The 16,352-nt window shown below is 29.8% G+C and carries 15 protein-coding genes and 1 tRNA gene; all 16 read right to left on the bottom strand.

The annotated features are described in order from the left end of the window. Window positions 1-23: 23 nt before the first annotated feature. The 16 genes from glmS to sdaAA all read right to left on the bottom strand — a co-directional run bounded on the left by glmS (window position 24) and on the right by sdaAA (window position 16,352). Window positions 24-1,850, bottom strand: a complete 1,827-nt coding sequence (glmS, locus tag LW893_RS05060; protein ID WP_233056179.1) for a glutamine--fructose-6-phosphate transaminase (isomerizing) — start codon at window positions 1,848-1,850, stop codon at window positions 24-26. A 194-nt stretch (window positions 1,851-2,044) separates the two neighbouring features. Then, entirely contained in the window at window positions 2,045-2,494 is a 450-nt protein-coding gene (locus tag LW893_RS05055; RefSeq protein WP_233056177.1) for an ASCH domain-containing protein, read from the bottom strand. Between the two features lie 32 nt (window positions 2,495-2,526). Next, window positions 2,527-2,682 carry a hypothetical protein gene (locus tag LW893_RS05050; protein WP_233056175.1) on the bottom strand — a complete coding sequence of 52 codons (156 nt, stop codon included), beginning with the start codon at window positions 2,680-2,682 and terminating at the stop codon, window positions 2,527-2,529. Window positions 2,683-2,842: 160 nt separating this feature from the next. Then, window positions 2,843-3,127 (bottom strand): CC/Se motif family (seleno)protein, encoded by a 285-nt coding sequence (locus LW893_RS07140; protein ID WP_269836903.1) that lies wholly within the window; start codon window positions 3,125-3,127, stop codon window positions 2,843-2,845. Window positions 3,128-3,191: 64 nt separating this feature from the next. After that, a complete protein-coding gene (locus LW893_RS05040; RefSeq protein WP_233056172.1) occupies window positions 3,192-4,148 on the bottom strand; it encodes an RluA family pseudouridine synthase in 957 nt (318 codons plus the stop codon). 131 nt (window positions 4,149-4,279) lie between these two features. After that, complete coding sequence (locus LW893_RS05035) at window positions 4,280-6,346, bottom strand: hypothetical protein (protein WP_233056170.1); 2,067 nt, start codon at window positions 6,344-6,346, stop codon at window positions 4,280-4,282. Between the two features lie 408 nt (window positions 6,347-6,754). Next, window positions 6,755-8,815: an elongation factor G gene (gene fusA, locus LW893_RS05030; protein WP_233056168.1), complete on the bottom strand. Its 2,061-nt coding sequence runs from the start codon at window positions 8,813-8,815 to the stop codon at window positions 6,755-6,757. Between the two features lie 151 nt (window positions 8,816-8,966). Then, the gene (locus LW893_RS05025) at window positions 8,967-9,800 is read right to left on the bottom strand and encodes an RnfABCDGE type electron transport complex subunit B (protein WP_233056166.1); all 834 of its coding nucleotides are present in this window, start codon (window positions 9,798-9,800) and stop codon (window positions 8,967-8,969) included. 10 nt (window positions 9,801-9,810) lie between these two features. Next, window positions 9,811-10,386, bottom strand: coding sequence for an electron transport complex subunit RsxA (gene rsxA / locus LW893_RS05020; protein WP_233056164.1), 576 nt, complete (start codon window positions 10,384-10,386; stop codon window positions 9,811-9,813). Continuing rightward, window positions 10,386-11,000 carry an electron transport complex subunit RsxE gene (gene rsxE / locus LW893_RS05015; protein ID WP_233056162.1) on the bottom strand — a complete coding sequence of 205 codons (615 nt, stop codon included), beginning with the start codon at window positions 10,998-11,000 and terminating at the stop codon, window positions 10,386-10,388. Before rsxE ends, rsxA begins: the two co-directional genes overlap by 1 nt. A gap of 10 nt (window positions 11,001-11,010) precedes the next feature. Further along, window positions 11,011-11,589 (bottom strand): RnfABCDGE type electron transport complex subunit G, encoded by a 579-nt coding sequence (locus LW893_RS05010; protein WP_233056160.1) that lies wholly within the window; start codon window positions 11,587-11,589, stop codon window positions 11,011-11,013. Further along, window positions 11,589-13,043: an RnfABCDGE type electron transport complex subunit D gene (locus tag LW893_RS05005; RefSeq protein WP_332908908.1), complete on the bottom strand. Its 1,455-nt coding sequence runs from the start codon at window positions 13,041-13,043 to the stop codon at window positions 11,589-11,591. The genes LW893_RS05010 and LW893_RS05005 overlap by 1 nt, the downstream gene beginning before the upstream one ends. A gap of 10 nt (window positions 13,044-13,053) precedes the next feature. After that, a complete protein-coding gene (rsxC, locus tag LW893_RS05000) occupies window positions 13,054-14,379 on the bottom strand; it encodes an electron transport complex subunit RsxC (protein WP_332908907.1) in 1,326 nt (441 codons plus the stop codon). A gap of 295 nt (window positions 14,380-14,674) precedes the next feature. Further along, window positions 14,675-15,160, bottom strand: coding sequence for a hypothetical protein (locus tag LW893_RS04995; protein WP_233056157.1), 486 nt, complete (start codon window positions 15,158-15,160; stop codon window positions 14,675-14,677). A 198-nt stretch (window positions 15,161-15,358) separates the two neighbouring features. Beyond that, window positions 15,359-15,444 (bottom strand) — tRNA-Leu (locus LW893_RS04990). 26 nt (window positions 15,445-15,470) lie between these two features. Then, on the bottom strand, window positions 15,471-16,352 hold the full coding sequence (gene sdaAA / locus LW893_RS04985) for an L-serine ammonia-lyase, iron-sulfur-dependent, subunit alpha (RefSeq protein ID WP_233056156.1): 882 nt from the start codon (window positions 16,350-16,352) through the stop codon (window positions 15,471-15,473).

Raw genomic sequence — 16,352 nt, 5'->3', positions numbered from 1 at the left:
GACTAACCTAGTCCCTTTTAATTCTATTCAACCGTAACGGATTTTGCTAAATTTCTTGGCTTATCAACATCATTACCCTTTGACAATGATGCGTAATAAGCGATAAGTTGACTTGCAACAACCGAAATTATAGGCATTAAAATTTCTATAGTACCAGGAATTAATATTCTTTCATCGGAAACGTCAAGATTATTATCTAATTGAGTTATTTCATAAACTCTTGCTCCTCTGGCTTTTACTTCTTTTACATTTGAAATAATTTTTTCATATAATCTTTCTTGAGTAGCAATTACAAAAACTGGTGTTCCGTCTTCAATTAAAGCAATTGTTCCATGCTTTAATTCTCCAGCTGCAAAGCTTTCAGTATAGATATATGAAATTTCTTTTAATTTCAATGCACTTTCCATAGCAGTATAATAGTCAAGACCTCTTCCTAAATAGAAACAAGTAGTCTTATCCTTTAATTCTAACGCAATTCTCTTATAAACTTCTGTGTCTTTCAATAAAAGTTCTATCTTACTTGGTAATTCTTTAAAACCAGCTATAATCTTCTTAATTTCATCTGAACAGATTGTTCCTAAAATTTCGCCAAATTTTAAAGCAATCATATAAAGCGCTGTAACTTGTGTTGTATAACCTTTTGTACTTGCAACCGCTATTTCTGGGCCTGCCCATGTATAAAATACATTGTCAGATTCTCTAGCAATTGAAGAACCTACAACATTAGTAACACTTAAAATTGTTGCACCTTTTGTTTTTGCTTCTCTAAGAGCGGCTAAAGTATCTGCTGTTTCTCCAGATTGACTAATGATAATAACTAAAGTTTTATCATCTATCATTCTTTCTGAATATCTAAATTCAGAAGCAACATCAACTATTACAGGAAATCTTAAAGCTTTTTCTAAAATTTCTTTACTTACAAGTCCTGAATGATAAGCTGTTCCACAAGCAACAATATAACATTTATTAAATTTACTTAAATTTCCTTCTAATAAACTTTCCATTCCATCTAAAATTAATTCATCTTTTTCATTTAATCTTCTTAGGAAAGTTGTTTCTATAACTTTTGGTTGTTCATATATTTCTTTTAACATAAAATGATCATATCCGTCTTTAGTAGCTGCTTCAACAGACCAATCAATATGTGTAATTTCTCTATTTACTAAATTGTTATTTACATCGTAAATAGTATATTTTCCATCTTTAAAATGAATTAAATCACCATTTTCTAGATAAATAACTTCTCTTGTGTATTCTAAAACTGCAATTACATCAGATGCAATATAGAATCCATCTTTTCCAATACCAACAATTAAAGGACTTTCTTTTCTAGTTCCAATAAGTTCATTAGTATCTTGTCTTAAAATACCAAAAGCATAACTTCCTTTAACTTTTGCTCTCATTTTAAAAACAGTACTTAAAAAATCACCATCATCTAAATCTTCCAATAATTGTGGAATTACTTCTGTGTCAGTTTCAGACTTAAATACAAAATTCTTGTTCAATAATTCTTCCTTTAAATGTAAATAATTTTCTATTATTCCATTATGAACTACTGCAAACTTTGAATTCATACTCAAATGAGGATGAGAGTTTTCATCAGATGGAACACCATGAGTTGCCCATCTTGTATGTCCTACACCTATATTTGAAGTTTTATTTTTATATTCATTTTCTAATTTTTCTCTTAAATTACTAATTCTTCCAAGTGTCTTTACAACATCAATTTTATCATTCTCTAAGAATGCAATTCCTGAAGAATCATATCCTCTATATTCTAGAGTTTCAAGTCCCTTTAAAATAATATCAATAGCATTTGAACTACCTATATATCCAACAATTCCGCACATAAAATTTCCTCCTAATAATAATTCTATTGCTACTCATACGCTTATATTACCATATTTTACATTTTTTTGCAAGTAGAAAATTTATCATATAATTAAAATTACATTAATTTAGTATTGAATTAAAATTGTTTTTATTATATATTTCAGAAAAAATATATTTGTTATGAAAAATTTTATATTTTTTAATTTTAACTTTAATTAACTTTTTCAAATACTTCACATACCATTGGAGCTTCTTCATTAAACTCTTTGTTAGATTTTCTATATTCTTCAATAAAAAATTCATCATGAACTTTTTTCCAATACTCATAACTTCTATCACCTTCTCCTTCACGAAAAGCGTGATCAGATGAGATTAAATTATAATTTATAATATATACATCTCTTGTGATTGTAATACATATAGGTTCTCCTGAACCATCTAAAATAATATTGTATTCACCCACTTTTGGAATTTCCTCATCTTCTTCGTATAATTCATAAGCTCCAGTTGTTGCAGTTTTAATTCCCTTGTTGACTAAATCTGCTAATTCATTTGCCATTTCTTTAGTATTTCCAAAACTCCATGCTTCGTATTTTGTATCTTCTGGAATATTCTTTTCCTCACAAAATTTTTTCCAATATTCTTTAACTTTATTACACATACTTTTAAACCTCAAAAATAAGTTTATTAAAATTATTTAATATATGCTATTAAATAATCTAAACCATAAAAATTCGCTGATGATATTTCTACAAATGCATCTTCTGGAATCATTCTACTAACATAAATATTATATTTTTCAACTTCAAAAAAATCAAAAGCATTAGTATTTTTTGGTGTACCAATCAAAACCGACGGTTTTAATTCAGTTGAACAATTTCAGTTATTCCAACCCTTAAGTTCAACAATTATATCTCTTTGATTTTCTTTTAAAAGTTTTTTTGCTTTTTCATTTATAACAACTTTAATAAAAATCACTCCTAACAAAAAAGGCTGAATTAACAGCCTTTTAAACAATTATTCCATTAACTACTAAATTTTCCATAAAAAGAAAACTCATAGTTGAAACTGTAACAGTATCATTAACTGCTTTTATTCCATTCATAATATACACATCAATTCCATCTACATTTTCTAATGTGTATTTTTCTACATTTAAAGGTCTACCTAATGAAGCCATTGGTTTAAAAACAGTACCGCTTCAGGAACTACAACCTTTAACATCAACAGTAATAACATTATTGTTTTTACTGTTTAAAAATTTTTTTGCTTTTTCATCAATTATAATGTTCATAATACTCTCCTATAATGTTCTTATATAGAGAATATACCCACTATAAAAATTACTTAACTTTTTATTAAAATATTTTTCCTATTATCTTCTTATAATTTTCATTCATTGGAGCATAGAATTCTTTATTATTAAGATAACTTAAATCTCCATCAATATTTTTAAATATTATAGTTTCTGCATGTAAAAATTGACTCTTTAAATCAAAATTAGTTCTAAAAAATTTGTTGATTTCAGAATCTCCATATTTAATATCTCCAATAATATAAAATCCCTTACTACTTAAATGACTTCTAATTTGATGAGTTCTTCCAGTTATTAACTTAATTTTTAAAATACTAAATTCTTCATTATTTCTTTCTACATAAACTTCTGTAATAGACTCTTTTCCATTTTTTGAAATAGTAGTCTTATTTTTCTCTTCATCTTTTTCAAGTTTTTCATTTATTATAAAATTTTTCTTAACTTTCCCACTAACTATTGTCTTATAATATTTTTCAATGGAGCTTTCTTTTAACCTATTTAACTCTCTTAAAGCCTTCGAATTTTTAGCACCAATTACAAGCCCTGAAGTATTTCTATCTAACCTATTTATTATGGCAGGAACAAAAGTTTTTTCTGCCCTAGGATTATATTCTCCTTTTTCAAGTAAATATCCAATCATGAAATCTACTAAATTATTTCCATAATCTTCCTTAGAAGATGCATGAGACAATAAATTCTTAGGTTTGTTCATAACGATAATATTATCATCTTCATATACAATATCAAGTTTTTTAGAATATGAATACTTCTTAGCTTTTGAAATAATAAGCTTTTCTAGTTCTTCTTCGTAAATAAAAATATTTACAACATCATTTTCATTTAAAATATAACTTGAATCAACTTTTTTTCTATTAACTTTAATTTTCTTCGTTCTTAAGAATTTTTGAATCATAGATGTACTTGCATTATTCAAATACTTTTTTAAAAATCTATCAATTCTTTGTCCAGAATCATTTATATTTACTTGAATATCTCTCATTTTTCCTCTCTCTTTTATAAAATTTCAAATCAATTAAAACAAATTATAACCCATATAAAATTTTATGTCAACGAAAAAAGTGTCAATGATTTCTCATTGACACTTTGTTAATAGCTTATAATTAGTATTTATTATTTTAACAATACTCCGTTTGAGTCAAATGTATAGTTTACATTTTTGATTTTTAGTATTTTATTTTGAGCAATACGTCCATCGCCTTCTGCATAATACCATTTTCCATCTACCATAAACCATTCATTAGCAGCAATACGTCCACTTGCATTTGCAAAATACCAGTTTCCATTTACTAAAACCCATTCATTTTGTGAAATTCTTCCTAATGCATTTGCATAATACCAATTTCCATTAATTAAAACCCATTCGTTTTGTGACATTGTTCCATTTGATTCAAGATAGTACCATTTTCCATCTTCTTCAAACCAACTATCTTTAATCATATTTCCATCTTTATCATATCTATACCAATTATCATTAATGAATTTCCAGCTGTCTTTTACTTCTTCGTTTTTTAATTCAAACTTTTTAAGATTTTCCATAGCAGTTGTTAATTCTTCAATCTTCTTAGTTGCATATTCTGGAATAGTTTCTTCTAATTCAACCTTTGAAGCATCAATAACATTTTCAAGCTCTTTTTTAGCTTTTTCTGCTTCTTTACCATCTTCAAATTTAGTATTATTTAAATATTCAACAGCTTTTTCATATATAGCTTTAAAATCTTCATAAATTTGAGTTCTATCATCTTTTTCAAGTGTGAATGTCATATTAAATACTTCTGGATTTGATGTGTCAGTTACTTTATCATCAATTGATCTTTCAACACTTATAACTTTAACTTTTCCCTTATCGTCAACTGTAAAGTCCATTCCAAAAGGAACTGATCTATGTTTGAACATTTCCATTTTAGAAATTGTAATATTATACAATCTACCAAAAGCACCATCTTTTGGAGTTTCACCTTCAAGCATAAAAACAACTTTTCCATTTTCATCAGATTTTACTTTTCTATATGATGATAATCTTGGAGATAATCTATTAATAGAAAATTCTACTCCTTTTGCTGGAGTTCCATCTTTGTATCTTGCATAAAATTCTACTGGAAAAGTTTCAAATTTATTAGAATCCTTATTAGAACCCTTAAATTCAACAACTGCATCTTCCTTGCTATTTACTTCTTTATCATTAATCTTTGTTATCAAACCTTTTTCATTTGTAGTGAATTCAAAAACTTCTGTTTCAAAAGTCATTGTCTTATCAGCACTTCTAAGTCTTAATTGATATTTTACATTACTTTTAAATCCACTAAATTTAACTTCACCATTTTCATTTGTTGATGCTTGTTGAATTATATTTGGTATTGGATCAAATTCCATTAATGCAATTTTAAAATTAGCTTTTGGCTTACCATCAAATACTACTCTAACTAAAACTTCATTAGAACCTTTTTCTTCTGGAGTAACAGGTTTTTCAGGTTCAGGTTCAACTTCAATTTTAACTAAATCTAATTCAACAGAATCCTTATCATCAATTGTGTACGCATTTTCGTCTTCATACACATCTAATTTAACATCTTTCATTGTGTAATCTTTATTTTCTTTAAGCTTTACAGTATAAGTTCCATCAGGAAGGCTTAATTGTAACATTGATTTATCAGAAGTTACAGTTGTAACTAGTTTTCCTGTTTCTTTATCTAAAATTTCAAATTCATAATTACCCAATACAAAATCCTTGTGATTTTCCTTTTGAGTAGTAAGCATTAAAGTAACAGGAACTTCTAATGCAGGTTCTTCAGGTTCAACATTTTCTTTCTTTTTTAGTACAAAATTAATAATACTTTCATAATTATCAATTCCTTCATCAGTAACTGTAAAACTAATTTCTTCCATAGAATACTCATCATCTTTTAATTTAACTGTATAGTTTCCATTTGAAAGGTTTAGGTTTAACATTGACATTTTTGTTTGTACTTTTTTAATCTCACCTTTTTCATTTACAACTTCAAATGTAAAATCTTTAGTCATAATTGGACCATTTTGGTCTTGAATTATAAAAGTGAAATTTTGTTCTTCTTGAGCATATGTAATCTTACTTTCATTTCCTTGAACTGAAAATGCTGTTGTCGTAAAAATATTAAATGCTAACAAACCAACTAGAAATTTTTTAAAAATATTTTGGTTCATATAAATCCTCCTCGATTTTTTTTATTATTTTAGCATATAATAAATATTAAAAAAACATTACACTTTATATTAGCAAAAGTGTAATTTTGTTTTTTTACAATTATTCATATTATGACATCACTTTTAATAATTTCTTATTATTGTTAAAATTTTATCTATTATAAAAGTATAAAAATAAAGTAATATTACTATAAATACTCGCTAATATTAAACTACAAATATCTTAAAATTTTTCTTTTAATTTAAGTAAAAAATTTTATAAAATATCTTTGTTAAATATAAAACAAATAGATTTCTATTTTATGAAACTAAAATATTTTTTTAAAAATTATTATTTCAAAAATGTAATAAAGTATTTTAGATGCATAAAAAAACACCCTACTCTAAATGAGTAAGGTGTTGTAAAATCTATTTTTCTACTTTTGACTCTTCAATAATCTTTTCAGCTATATTTGCAGGAACTTCTTCATATCTATCAAATTCCATAGTGAAATCTCCTCTTGCTTGAGTCATTGATCTTAAATCTATAGCATATTCAAAAAGTTCTGAATGTGGAGCTTCTCCAATAACAAGTTGAGTTCCATCTTCAAGCATTTCCATACCTAAAACTTTTCCTCTTCTCTTATTTAAGTCTCCCATTACATCTCCCATGTAACTTTCAGGAATTCTTACTTCTATCTTCATTATTGGTTCAAGCAATACTGGATGTGCTTGTTCCATTCCTTTTTTAAATGCTAATGAAGCAGCAATTTTAAATGCCATTTCATTTGAATCAACTGGGTGATATGAACCGTCATAAAGAGTAGCTTTTACATTTACAACAGGATATCCTGCTAAAATTCCCTTTTCAAGACAATCTCTAATACCTTTTTCTACTGCTGGAAAGTAGTTTCTAGGAACAGCCCCACCAAATACTTCTTCAGCGAATTCAAATTCTTCAGTAGTAGGTTCAAATCTCATAAATACATCTCCATATTGACCTGCACCACCAGATTGTTTTTTATGTTTTCCTTGAACATCTGATTTTCCTTTAATAGTTTCTCTATAAGCAATTCTTAAAGGAATAATATTTGTTTCTACGCCATAAGCATTTTTAAGTTTATCTAAAACAATTTGAAGTTGAACATTTCCTTGTCCACCTATTAAATGTTGTTTAGTTTCTATATTTCTTTCAGATACAAAGCTTGGATCTTCTTCATGTAATTTGTGAAGAGCTTGTGATATCTTATCTTCATCATTTTTAGATTTTGGTTCAATAGCAAAGTATAGATTTGGTTTTGGATACTTAATCTTCTTATAAAGAGTTTTATTTTGTTTATCACAAAGTGTATCTCCTGTTTCAGTAATACTTAGTTTTGAAACTGCACCAATGTCCCCTGCATTTATTTCTGATGTTTCTACTTGAGTTTTTCCTCTTAAGAAGAAAAGTCCAGCAGCCTTATCACCTTCATCTTTAGTTGAATTGAAAATTTCTGTATCTTTAGTTATTTTTCCACTCATTACTTTAAAAATTGAAATTCTTCCAACAAATGGGTCAACAATAGTCTTGAAAACAACTGCTGAGAAAGGTTCATTTACATCAATCTTTCTTACATTATCATCTTCATTTCTAAAGCCTCTTTTTGCTCTTTCATCATTTGGAGCAGGCATATAGTCAGTGATAATATCAAGTAACATATCAATTCCAGCACCTGTTGTAGCTGAACCACAAATTAGAGGTACTGCAGAACCATTTAATAATGCACTTGTTACACCCTTCATAAACTCTTCATGACTAAATTCTTCACCATCAAAGAATTTTTCCATAAGTTCATCATCAGTTTCAGCAACTACTTCTACAATTGTATCATAAACGTGGTTTACTTCTTCAACTCTTATTTCAGGAATTTCTACTTCTTTTCTTTCAAATCCATCATATTCATAAGCTTTTTTATTTAAAACGTCAATGACGCCTTTGAAATTTTCTCCTTCTCCAAGCGTAAGTGTAAATGGAATAACTTTTTTACCAAAAGCTATGTGTAAGTCACTAACTACTTTTGCAAAGTTAACATTTTCTTTATCCATTTTATTTACAAAGATAATTCTTGGCAATTCAATACTTTCAGTATATTTTAAGACTTTTTCAGCCCCAACTTCAATGCCATTTTGTGCATCAATAACAACAAGAGCTGCTTCTGATGCTCTAAGAGAACTATAAACTTCTCCACTAAAATCAAAATATCCCGGAGTGTCAATTAAATTTATCTTAAAGTCTCTCCATTCAACTGGTGCAACAGCAGTTGAAATAGAAACTCCTCTTGAAATTTCTTCTTTATCAAAATCAGTTACGGTATTTCCGTCCTCAACCTTACCTAGTCTTTTCAAGTTGCCTGTTTTATAAAGTAAAGCCTCACAAACTGAAGTTTTACCACTAGCACTGTGACCAACTAACGCAAGATTTCTAATCTTTTCTGTAGAATATGATTTCATATCTAATTCCCCCTTACAAATTGTAAAATAGATAAATTTATTACCTTATGGATATTATAATATGGAAATGTTTTCAAGTCAAGTTTTTTTGTGAAAAAGATAAAATTCCACAAAAAAAAGAGCAAATTTCTTTGCTCTTTTAATATTAAATTTATGCTACTTCATTTACTTTTTCAGCCATTTTTTTAACTAATCCCGGATGAATTGCATTTGTAGGACATTTATCCGCAGCTTGTAAAAGTAAATCTTCATCTAAACCATGTTTGTAATTTAGAACTGCTAAATTATTTTCGATAACAAATGCTTCTGGATAAACTCTTGCACACATTTTACAACCGATACATCCAACTTTACAAGCATTTTTAACTACATTTCCTGCAGCAAAACTCTTACATTTTACCATTACTGTTTGTTCATAAGGAACTAAATCAATTAAGTTCTTTGGACAAATTTCAATACATTTGTTACATGCAGTACAATTTTCTTTATTTACAACTGCAATTCCATTTATCATTTCTATTGCATCAAATGCACAAACATCTTGACAAGTGCCACAGCCTAAACAACCATAAGCACAAGTCTTACTTCCGCCTTGCATTGAGTTGTTTACTCTACAATCTCTAATGCCAGTATATATGTATTTTTCTTTTGCTAAATCTTTATCTCCTTGACACATTACGCAAGCTACCATTCTTTGAACTTCACCAGCTTCAGTACCCATAAGTTTAGCAAGTCTTCCAACTAAGTCAGCTCCACCAACAGGACAAGAATTTATTCCAGCGCTGCCTTCAGCAATAGCTTTTGCAAGCCCATCACAACCTGGGAATCCACAAGCTCCACAGTTTGCTCCTGGCAATTCATTTCTTACTTGTATAACTTTTTCATCAACTTTTACGAAAAATACTTTAGATGCAAATGCAAGAATTAATGCAAATAAAATACCTAAAATACTAAGTAATAAAACCGGTACCATTATTTCATTCATAATCTCACCTCTATACTAATCCCGCAAATCCATAAAATGCTAGAGACATAAGTCCAATTGTAATTAATGTTAGAGGAACTCCTTCAAGATTTTTAGGAACCTCTGTTACTTCTAATTTTTCTCTTATTGAAGCTAAACATACGATAGCTAATAAGAATCCAAGAGAAGCACCCATACCATTAAAAATTGTTTCTAACAAATTATATTCTTTTTGAATATTTGTAATCGCAACACCTAAAACTACACAGTTTGTTGTAATAAGTGGTAGGAAAACACCCAAAGCGTTATAAAGATTTGGACTCATTTTCTTAAGAACCATTTCAACAAATTGTACCAAAGTTGCTATTACAAGGATAAATACGATAGTTTGTAAATATTCAAGTCCTAAAGTATCTAATAATGTCTTTTGGATCATCCAAGTTACTGCGCTTGAAATAGTAATTACGAAAGTAACCGCCATACCCATACCAAATGCAGTTTCTACTTTATTTGATACACCAATCAATGGACAAATTCCTAAGAATTGTCCTAATACATAGTTATTTACTAAAATTGATGCAACTAAAATTTTTAATATAGTACCCATTAGTTACCTCCTTCTTTTTTAGCGCTAACTCTTTTACTTAACATATTAAATCCAGCTACTAAAAGCCCGAGAATAATAAACGCTCCTGGAGCTTGTGTAATAACACCTATACTTACATAATTTTTTCCAAGGATTGGAAAACCAAGCCATGTTCCATTTCCTAAAATTTCACGCACACTTGATAATACAATCAATGCAAATGTAAATCCAACACCTTGTCCTATACCATCAATCATAGATGAGAAAACTGAATTCTTTGATGCAAAAGACTCAGCTCTTGCTAAGATTAGACAGTTTACTACTATAAGTGGTATGAAAAGTCCTAAACTATCATAAAGTGCAGGTAAATAAGCAGCTAAGAACATTTGAACTAATGTTACGAATGTAGCTATAATTACTACATAAGCAGGTATTCTTACTTTATCTGGAATAAACTTTCTTAAGCTTGAAATTACAATATTTGAACATGTTACTACGAATATTACTGAAGAACCCATTCCTATTGCATTTGTAACACTTGTTGTTACGGCTAATACAGAACACATACCAACAAGTTGAACAAGTACAGGGTTATTAGCAAATATACCATCAAAGAAAATCTTTTTTAATTTCATATTAACCCTCCTACTTTCCAATTTCTTGTAATGCGTCTATAGCACCATTCAATCCATTTAGAACAGCATTAACACTAATTGTTGTTCCTGTTATTGCTTGAATATCATTATCTGCATCAGGATGTAAATTCTTAACTAAATGTTCAGTAACTTTATTTCCAATAACGCTTTTTGCGTATTCTTCAGTTGTTACCCTACTTCCAAGTCCTGGTGTTTCACTATGTTTTAAAACTTTAAATCCAACTATCGTTTGATTTTCAGTATTTACAGCCATAAGCATTGAAATATCTCCACCATAACCATTTTTTCCTAAAGTCTTAAATACATAACCAACAGTTTTATCTGATTTCTTCGCAACTTCTATTTTTTCAATATTTTTTATCTTTGTTTTAATTGCTTCAAGTTTTGCTTCATCAAGAGTTTCAAACTTATCTGCATCGGCAAAAACTTCTTTCAAAGCTGCCTCATATTGAGTCTTTTCTCTTTCTTTAATTACAGGAGAAGTAAAACTATTAGCAAATGCAAGAACGAAACCTGCAATTGCAGTAATTAAAAACAATCTTACAGTTAATTTAATAGATTCTTTCATTACTTTTTAACTCTCCCTTCTCCAAATACTTTAGGGACACAATATTTTTCTAGAAGTGGAGTAAATATATTCATAAATAGAATTGAATAACTTACACCTTCAGGTAAATTACCAAAGTTTCTAATAAGTGCAGTTATTATACCACAACCCATAGCGAAAAATATTTGAGCTTTTCTATTAACGGGAGCTGATACATAATCAGTAGCCATGAAGAATGCCCCTAATATAAGTCCACCCATTAAAACTTGAACCGGTAAATCAGCTATAGCTGTTCCTGTTAGAGCTAATACAACAGCAGTTGTAGATATAAATACAAGTGGAATTCTAAGTTGAATAACTCCTCTGTATAATAAATATGCAGCTCCAATTAATAAGCATATAGTTGAAACCTCACCGATACAACCTCCTCTTACACCAATGAATGCTTCAAGGAAATTAACTTGAGTTCCCTTTGATAAAGGAGTTGCAAAAGTTGCAGCATCCAATGAAGAGTAAGTTGATGAATTTATTAAATTTGAAATTCCTGAGTTAGGTGGTGCATAATTTGACATTGCAGTTGGGAATGATGCTAATAATGCAGCTCTTGCAGCAAGTGCAGGGTTCATAAAGTTCATTCCAAGTCCACCGTATAATTGTTTAACTATGATTATAGCAAACATACTTCCAAGTGCTATCATCCAATAAGGAATTGTAGCAGGAACGTTGAATGCTAAAAGCATACCAGTAATTACTGCAGAAAAATCATTTATAGTAATTGGTCTATGAGTTAATTTTTCGTAAACATATTCTGAACCAACAGCAAAAGCTACTGATACCAATGTTACCAATAAAGCTCTTAATCCAAAGAAGTAAATTCCAGCTAATAAAGTTGGTATTAAAGCTATAACAACATCTCTCATAACTGTACTTACAGTTGCTTCACTTCTTATGTGAGGAGATGAGCCAACAAATAATTTCATTTGAGGTTCTTCACTACCTCTACCTCTAGCAGGTCTTTCTCTTCTTTCACTTGCAGGTTTTTCTTCAGAATCTGTACTAGCTTCTGTTGATCTTTCTCTTCTTTCTCTAGCAGGACGTTCAGCTCTTTCTCTAGGTTCCCTAGGAGTTCTTTCACGTCTTTCTCTAGCAGGTCTTTCAGCGCTTGCTTCTTCACCTGATTCTTTAGTTTCAGTTGTATCAGAAGTTGTTGTTTCTTCCTCTGATGCAACTCTTGATCTTCTCTCCCTTACAGGTCTTTCAGATCTTTCTCTCGGCTCTCTAGGAGCTCTTTCTCTTCTTTCTCTTACTGGTCTTTCTGACTTTGTTTCTTCAGTTTCAGAAGTAGTTTCAACAGTTTCAGTATTAACTTCAGCTACTTCCTTTACTTCTTCCACATTTTCAGATACCACTTCGTTTGTCTCAATGTCCGTTCCATTTTCAGAAGGGACTTCAACTTTTAAATCTTTTTCGTCCATAGTACCCTCCTTATGCTCTAGTTCCTTTACCTTGTTTTCTAACTTCAGCTTTTCCAAGTCTGATAGTTTCAACTAAAGGTCTGTTTGACGGACAAATATATGAGCAAGAACCACATTCAATACAATCCATTAAATGTAGTTTTTCCGCTTCTTCAACTTTGTTTTTCAAAGTATATAGCTGTAAATATAAAGGCTGTAAGTACACAGGACAAATATCAACGCATCTACCGCATCTAATACAAGGACTTACAGCTTTAGGGGCGCTCTCTTCTTGAGTCATGAAAAGCAATCCACCCATAGCTTTAGCTGTAGCTACATTTGGAGTATATTGTGTTTCACCCATCATAGGTCCACCAGAAATAATCTTTCCAGGTTCACTAGCATATCCCCCAATATATTCTACAACATCAGAAACTTTAGATCCTACTCTAACCATAACATTTTGCGGTTCTTTAAGTGCATGTCCAGTCATTGTAACCAATTTTTCATATAATGGCTTACCATGAAGAACTGCATCAGTAATAGCAATAGCAGTATTTGCATTTATTACTCTAATTCCAACCGCAGAAGTTGATGCTCCAGAAGGAACAACTATTCCTGTTGTAGCTTGGATAAGTCTCTTTTGATCTCCTTGAGGATATTTTGTCTTTACGACACTTACAGTTACCTCAGGATAAGACTTAGCGGCTTCTTTTAACTTATCAATAGCAAGAGGCTTATTATCTTCAATACCTAAAATACCTTTTTTAGCACCCATTGCCTTCATTGCAAGTAAAAGTCCCATAACAACTTTATCTGGATATAATTCCATCATAAGTTGGTCGCTTGTTAAATATGGCTCACATTCAGCGCAGTTTATTATTATGTAGTCTGTAACTTGTCCTTCTCTCGCTGTTAACTTAACATGAGTAGGAAATCCTGCACCACCAAGGCCGACAATTCCGGCTTCTTTAATGGCATCTATTATGTCTGTCGCGCTTACTTCGTCAATTGTTAAATTTTTTTCTTCATATCCTAATTCATCTAAACCATCATTTTCGATAGTTACTCCTTGACACACAACTCCAGTAGCTGTCATAATCTCGTCAATAGACTTAACCTTACCACTAACACTTGAATGAACATTAGCTGAAATAAAAGCTGAGGCTTCTCCAATTTTTTGTCCAACTTTTACTAAATCATTCTTACTAACCAAACAAGTAGCTGGTGCTCCTGAGTGTTGTGATAGAGGTATCGTTACTACCTTTGGTACAAAACCAAAATTAACAGGTTTTGAATTAGTCAACTCTTTAAAGTCGTGGATATGCTTTCCACCTTTAAAAGTGTTCACACTCACTTTATTCACCTCTTTTTAGTATCACAAGTTTTTAATTTTTAAATAAATAAAATTAATAATAACAAAAATCATTTATATACAAAAAATATTTTTAAAAACTTGTATTCATAATTATTTTACACCATTTTTATTTCAATGTCAATTTAAAATTGGGCGGTAAAGTGACAAAAATATACAAAAATTAGTACTTTTTTATGGTTTTTAATAAAAAATTTTTATTGATCTTTTTTACAAAAAAAAGATTGAGTTTTATCACTCAATCTTTATTAATTACCTTAAAAATTTTATTTTTATTTTATTCATAATCTCCTTTTAAATCATCTATAATTCTCCATCCATCACTTGTATAATTCTTAGTGTTTATAGGAATTATTGCAGCTATAAATAAAGATAGATTATAATAAAACATAAAGCACAAATTCCAATACAATAAACCATTTTTATCAGGATTAGCCTTAAATATGTATCCATGTATGAATATTATTAAAAGTAAAGTTGCCAAAGGTCCTCCAGCAGTAGTCATAATTGAATTAAGTTTATTATATTTTTTATATTCATAATAAATATGTCCTGTAAGCATATTTAAATAAATAGTAAATCTTCCAATTTCAAATAATTTTTTTCCTTTTGCACCAATCTCTATTCTCCATTTATTCTCACGATAAAATAGAAGATACATTAGCAAATGTCCCATCTCATGAACAAATATAGATATAAACATTAACCCCCATATAACAGGTATCATTAATATCCATTTGAATACAAACATTAGTTCATCCATAATATTCTCCTTACATAAATCATTAGAAATAAAAATTTCTTTAATCCCTTTAAAAACATCTTACTTTAAGAAATTGAAATACTTTTATCTATATGTATATTGTATCAAATATATTTTTTGTGTCAATATATTAATACTTAAACATTTTATATTTAAAACATTCCCAATAAAAAACTCCGTTAGTTTGTCTAACGGAGTTGGTGCAGAAAAAGGGACTCGAACCCTCACAAGCTGTGCTTACTACCCCCTCAAGATAGCGTGTCTACCAGTTCCACCATTTCTACATATACGGACTTAATCATCCGTTTTATTAACTTAATCTATTTGGGAATACCTTACATTCCATTTTTTTAGCAGATGGACAAGCAGCACATCCACCTAAAGCAGTTTCTCTTAATGTTTCAGGAAGTGCATTTCCAACTTCATACATTGCTTGAACTACTTCATCAAAAGGTACAATACATTCAACACCTGCAAGCGCAATATCACTTGCAACTAAAGCATTAATTGTTCCTGATCCATTTCTTAATGCACATGGGAATTCCACAAGCCCTGCAACAGGGTCGCACACTAATCCCAATACCATAAGCATCGCAAAAGATGCCGCTATTAAAGATTGTTCTGGTGTCCCTCCGTGTAATTCAACAATTGCTGCAGCACTCATTGCAGTAGCCGCTCCACATTCTGCTTGACAACCACCCTCAGCTCCAGAAATAGTTGCATTTGTTGCAATAATTCTTCCAACAGTTCCAGAAACTAAAAGAGCCATTAGCATTTGATCATCAGTATAATTAAATTCTTCTTGTATCCAAGAAAGACTTCCCGGTAAAATTCCAGCTCCCCCTGCAGTAGGTGCAGCTACAATCTTTCCCATACCTGCATTTACTTCTGATGTTGAAAAACCTCTAGCAATTGCAGTTACCATAGACTCTCCTAAAATACTTTTTCCACTTTGTGCATGTCTTAATATTTTCTTAGCATTTCCGCCAGTTATTTTAAATGGATTGATTTTATCATTAGTAATAACATCGGATGCAGATGCTTTCATAACTTCATAAGTTTCTCTAAGCATCTTCATAAGTTGTTCTTCTGTTATATCCATTTCTTCTAATTGGTATTCTAATGCAACTTCACTAATCTTCTTATTTTTCTCTTTACATAATTTTAATAATTGTGCTCCTGAAGAAATCAT

This window comes from Parvimonas micra (assembly GCF_021300775.1).
In the GTDB taxonomy this organism is placed as follows: Bacteria; Bacillota; Clostridia; order Tissierellales; family Peptoniphilaceae; genus Parvimonas.
The sequence above is the reverse complement of the archived record's forward strand: the minus strand, read 5'-3'. Positions and strand labels throughout refer to the sequence as shown.

Excerpts from the sequence above, each read along its gene's own strand:
- sdaAA (WP_233056156.1), bottom strand. The coding sequence starts at position 16,352 with ATGATTTCTTCAGGAGCACAATTATTAAAATTATGTAAAGAGAAAAAT.
- LW893_RS05035 (WP_233056170.1), bottom strand. The coding sequence starts at position 6,346 with ATGAACCAAAATATTTTTAAAAAATTTCTAGTTGGTTTGTTAGCATTT.
- LW893_RS05005 (WP_332908908.1), bottom strand. The coding sequence starts at position 13,043 with ATGGACGAAAAAGATTTAAAAGTTGAAGTCCCTTCTGAAAATGGAACG.
- fusA (WP_233056168.1), bottom strand. The coding sequence starts at position 8,815 with ATGAAATCATATTCTACAGAAAAGATTAGAAATCTTGCGTTAGTTGGT.
- LW893_RS05010 (WP_233056160.1), bottom strand. The coding sequence starts at position 11,589 with ATGAAAGAATCTATTAAATTAACTGTAAGATTGTTTTTAATTACTGCA.
- LW893_RS05055 (WP_233056177.1), bottom strand. The coding sequence starts at position 2,494 with ATGTGTAATAAAGTTAAAGAATATTGGAAAAAATTTTGTGAGGAAAAG.
- LW893_RS04995 (WP_233056157.1), bottom strand. The coding sequence starts at position 15,160 with ATGGATGAACTAATGTTTGTATTCAAATGGATATTAATGATACCTGTT.
- LW893_RS05025 (WP_233056166.1), bottom strand. The coding sequence starts at position 9,800 with ATGAATGAAATAATGGTACCGGTTTTATTACTTAGTATTTTAGGTATT.
- LW893_RS05040 (WP_233056172.1), bottom strand. The coding sequence starts at position 4,148 with ATGAGAGATATTCAAGTAAATATAAATGATTCTGGACAAAGAATTGAT.
- glmS (WP_233056179.1), bottom strand. The coding sequence starts at position 1,850 with ATGTGCGGAATTGTTGGATATATAGGTAGTTCAAATGCTATTGATATT.
- rsxA (WP_233056164.1), bottom strand. The coding sequence starts at position 10,386 with ATGGGTACTATATTAAAAATTTTAGTTGCATCAATTTTAGTAAATAAC.
- rsxE (WP_233056162.1), bottom strand. The coding sequence starts at position 11,000 with ATGAAATTAAAAAAGATTTTCTTTGATGGTATATTTGCTAATAACCCT.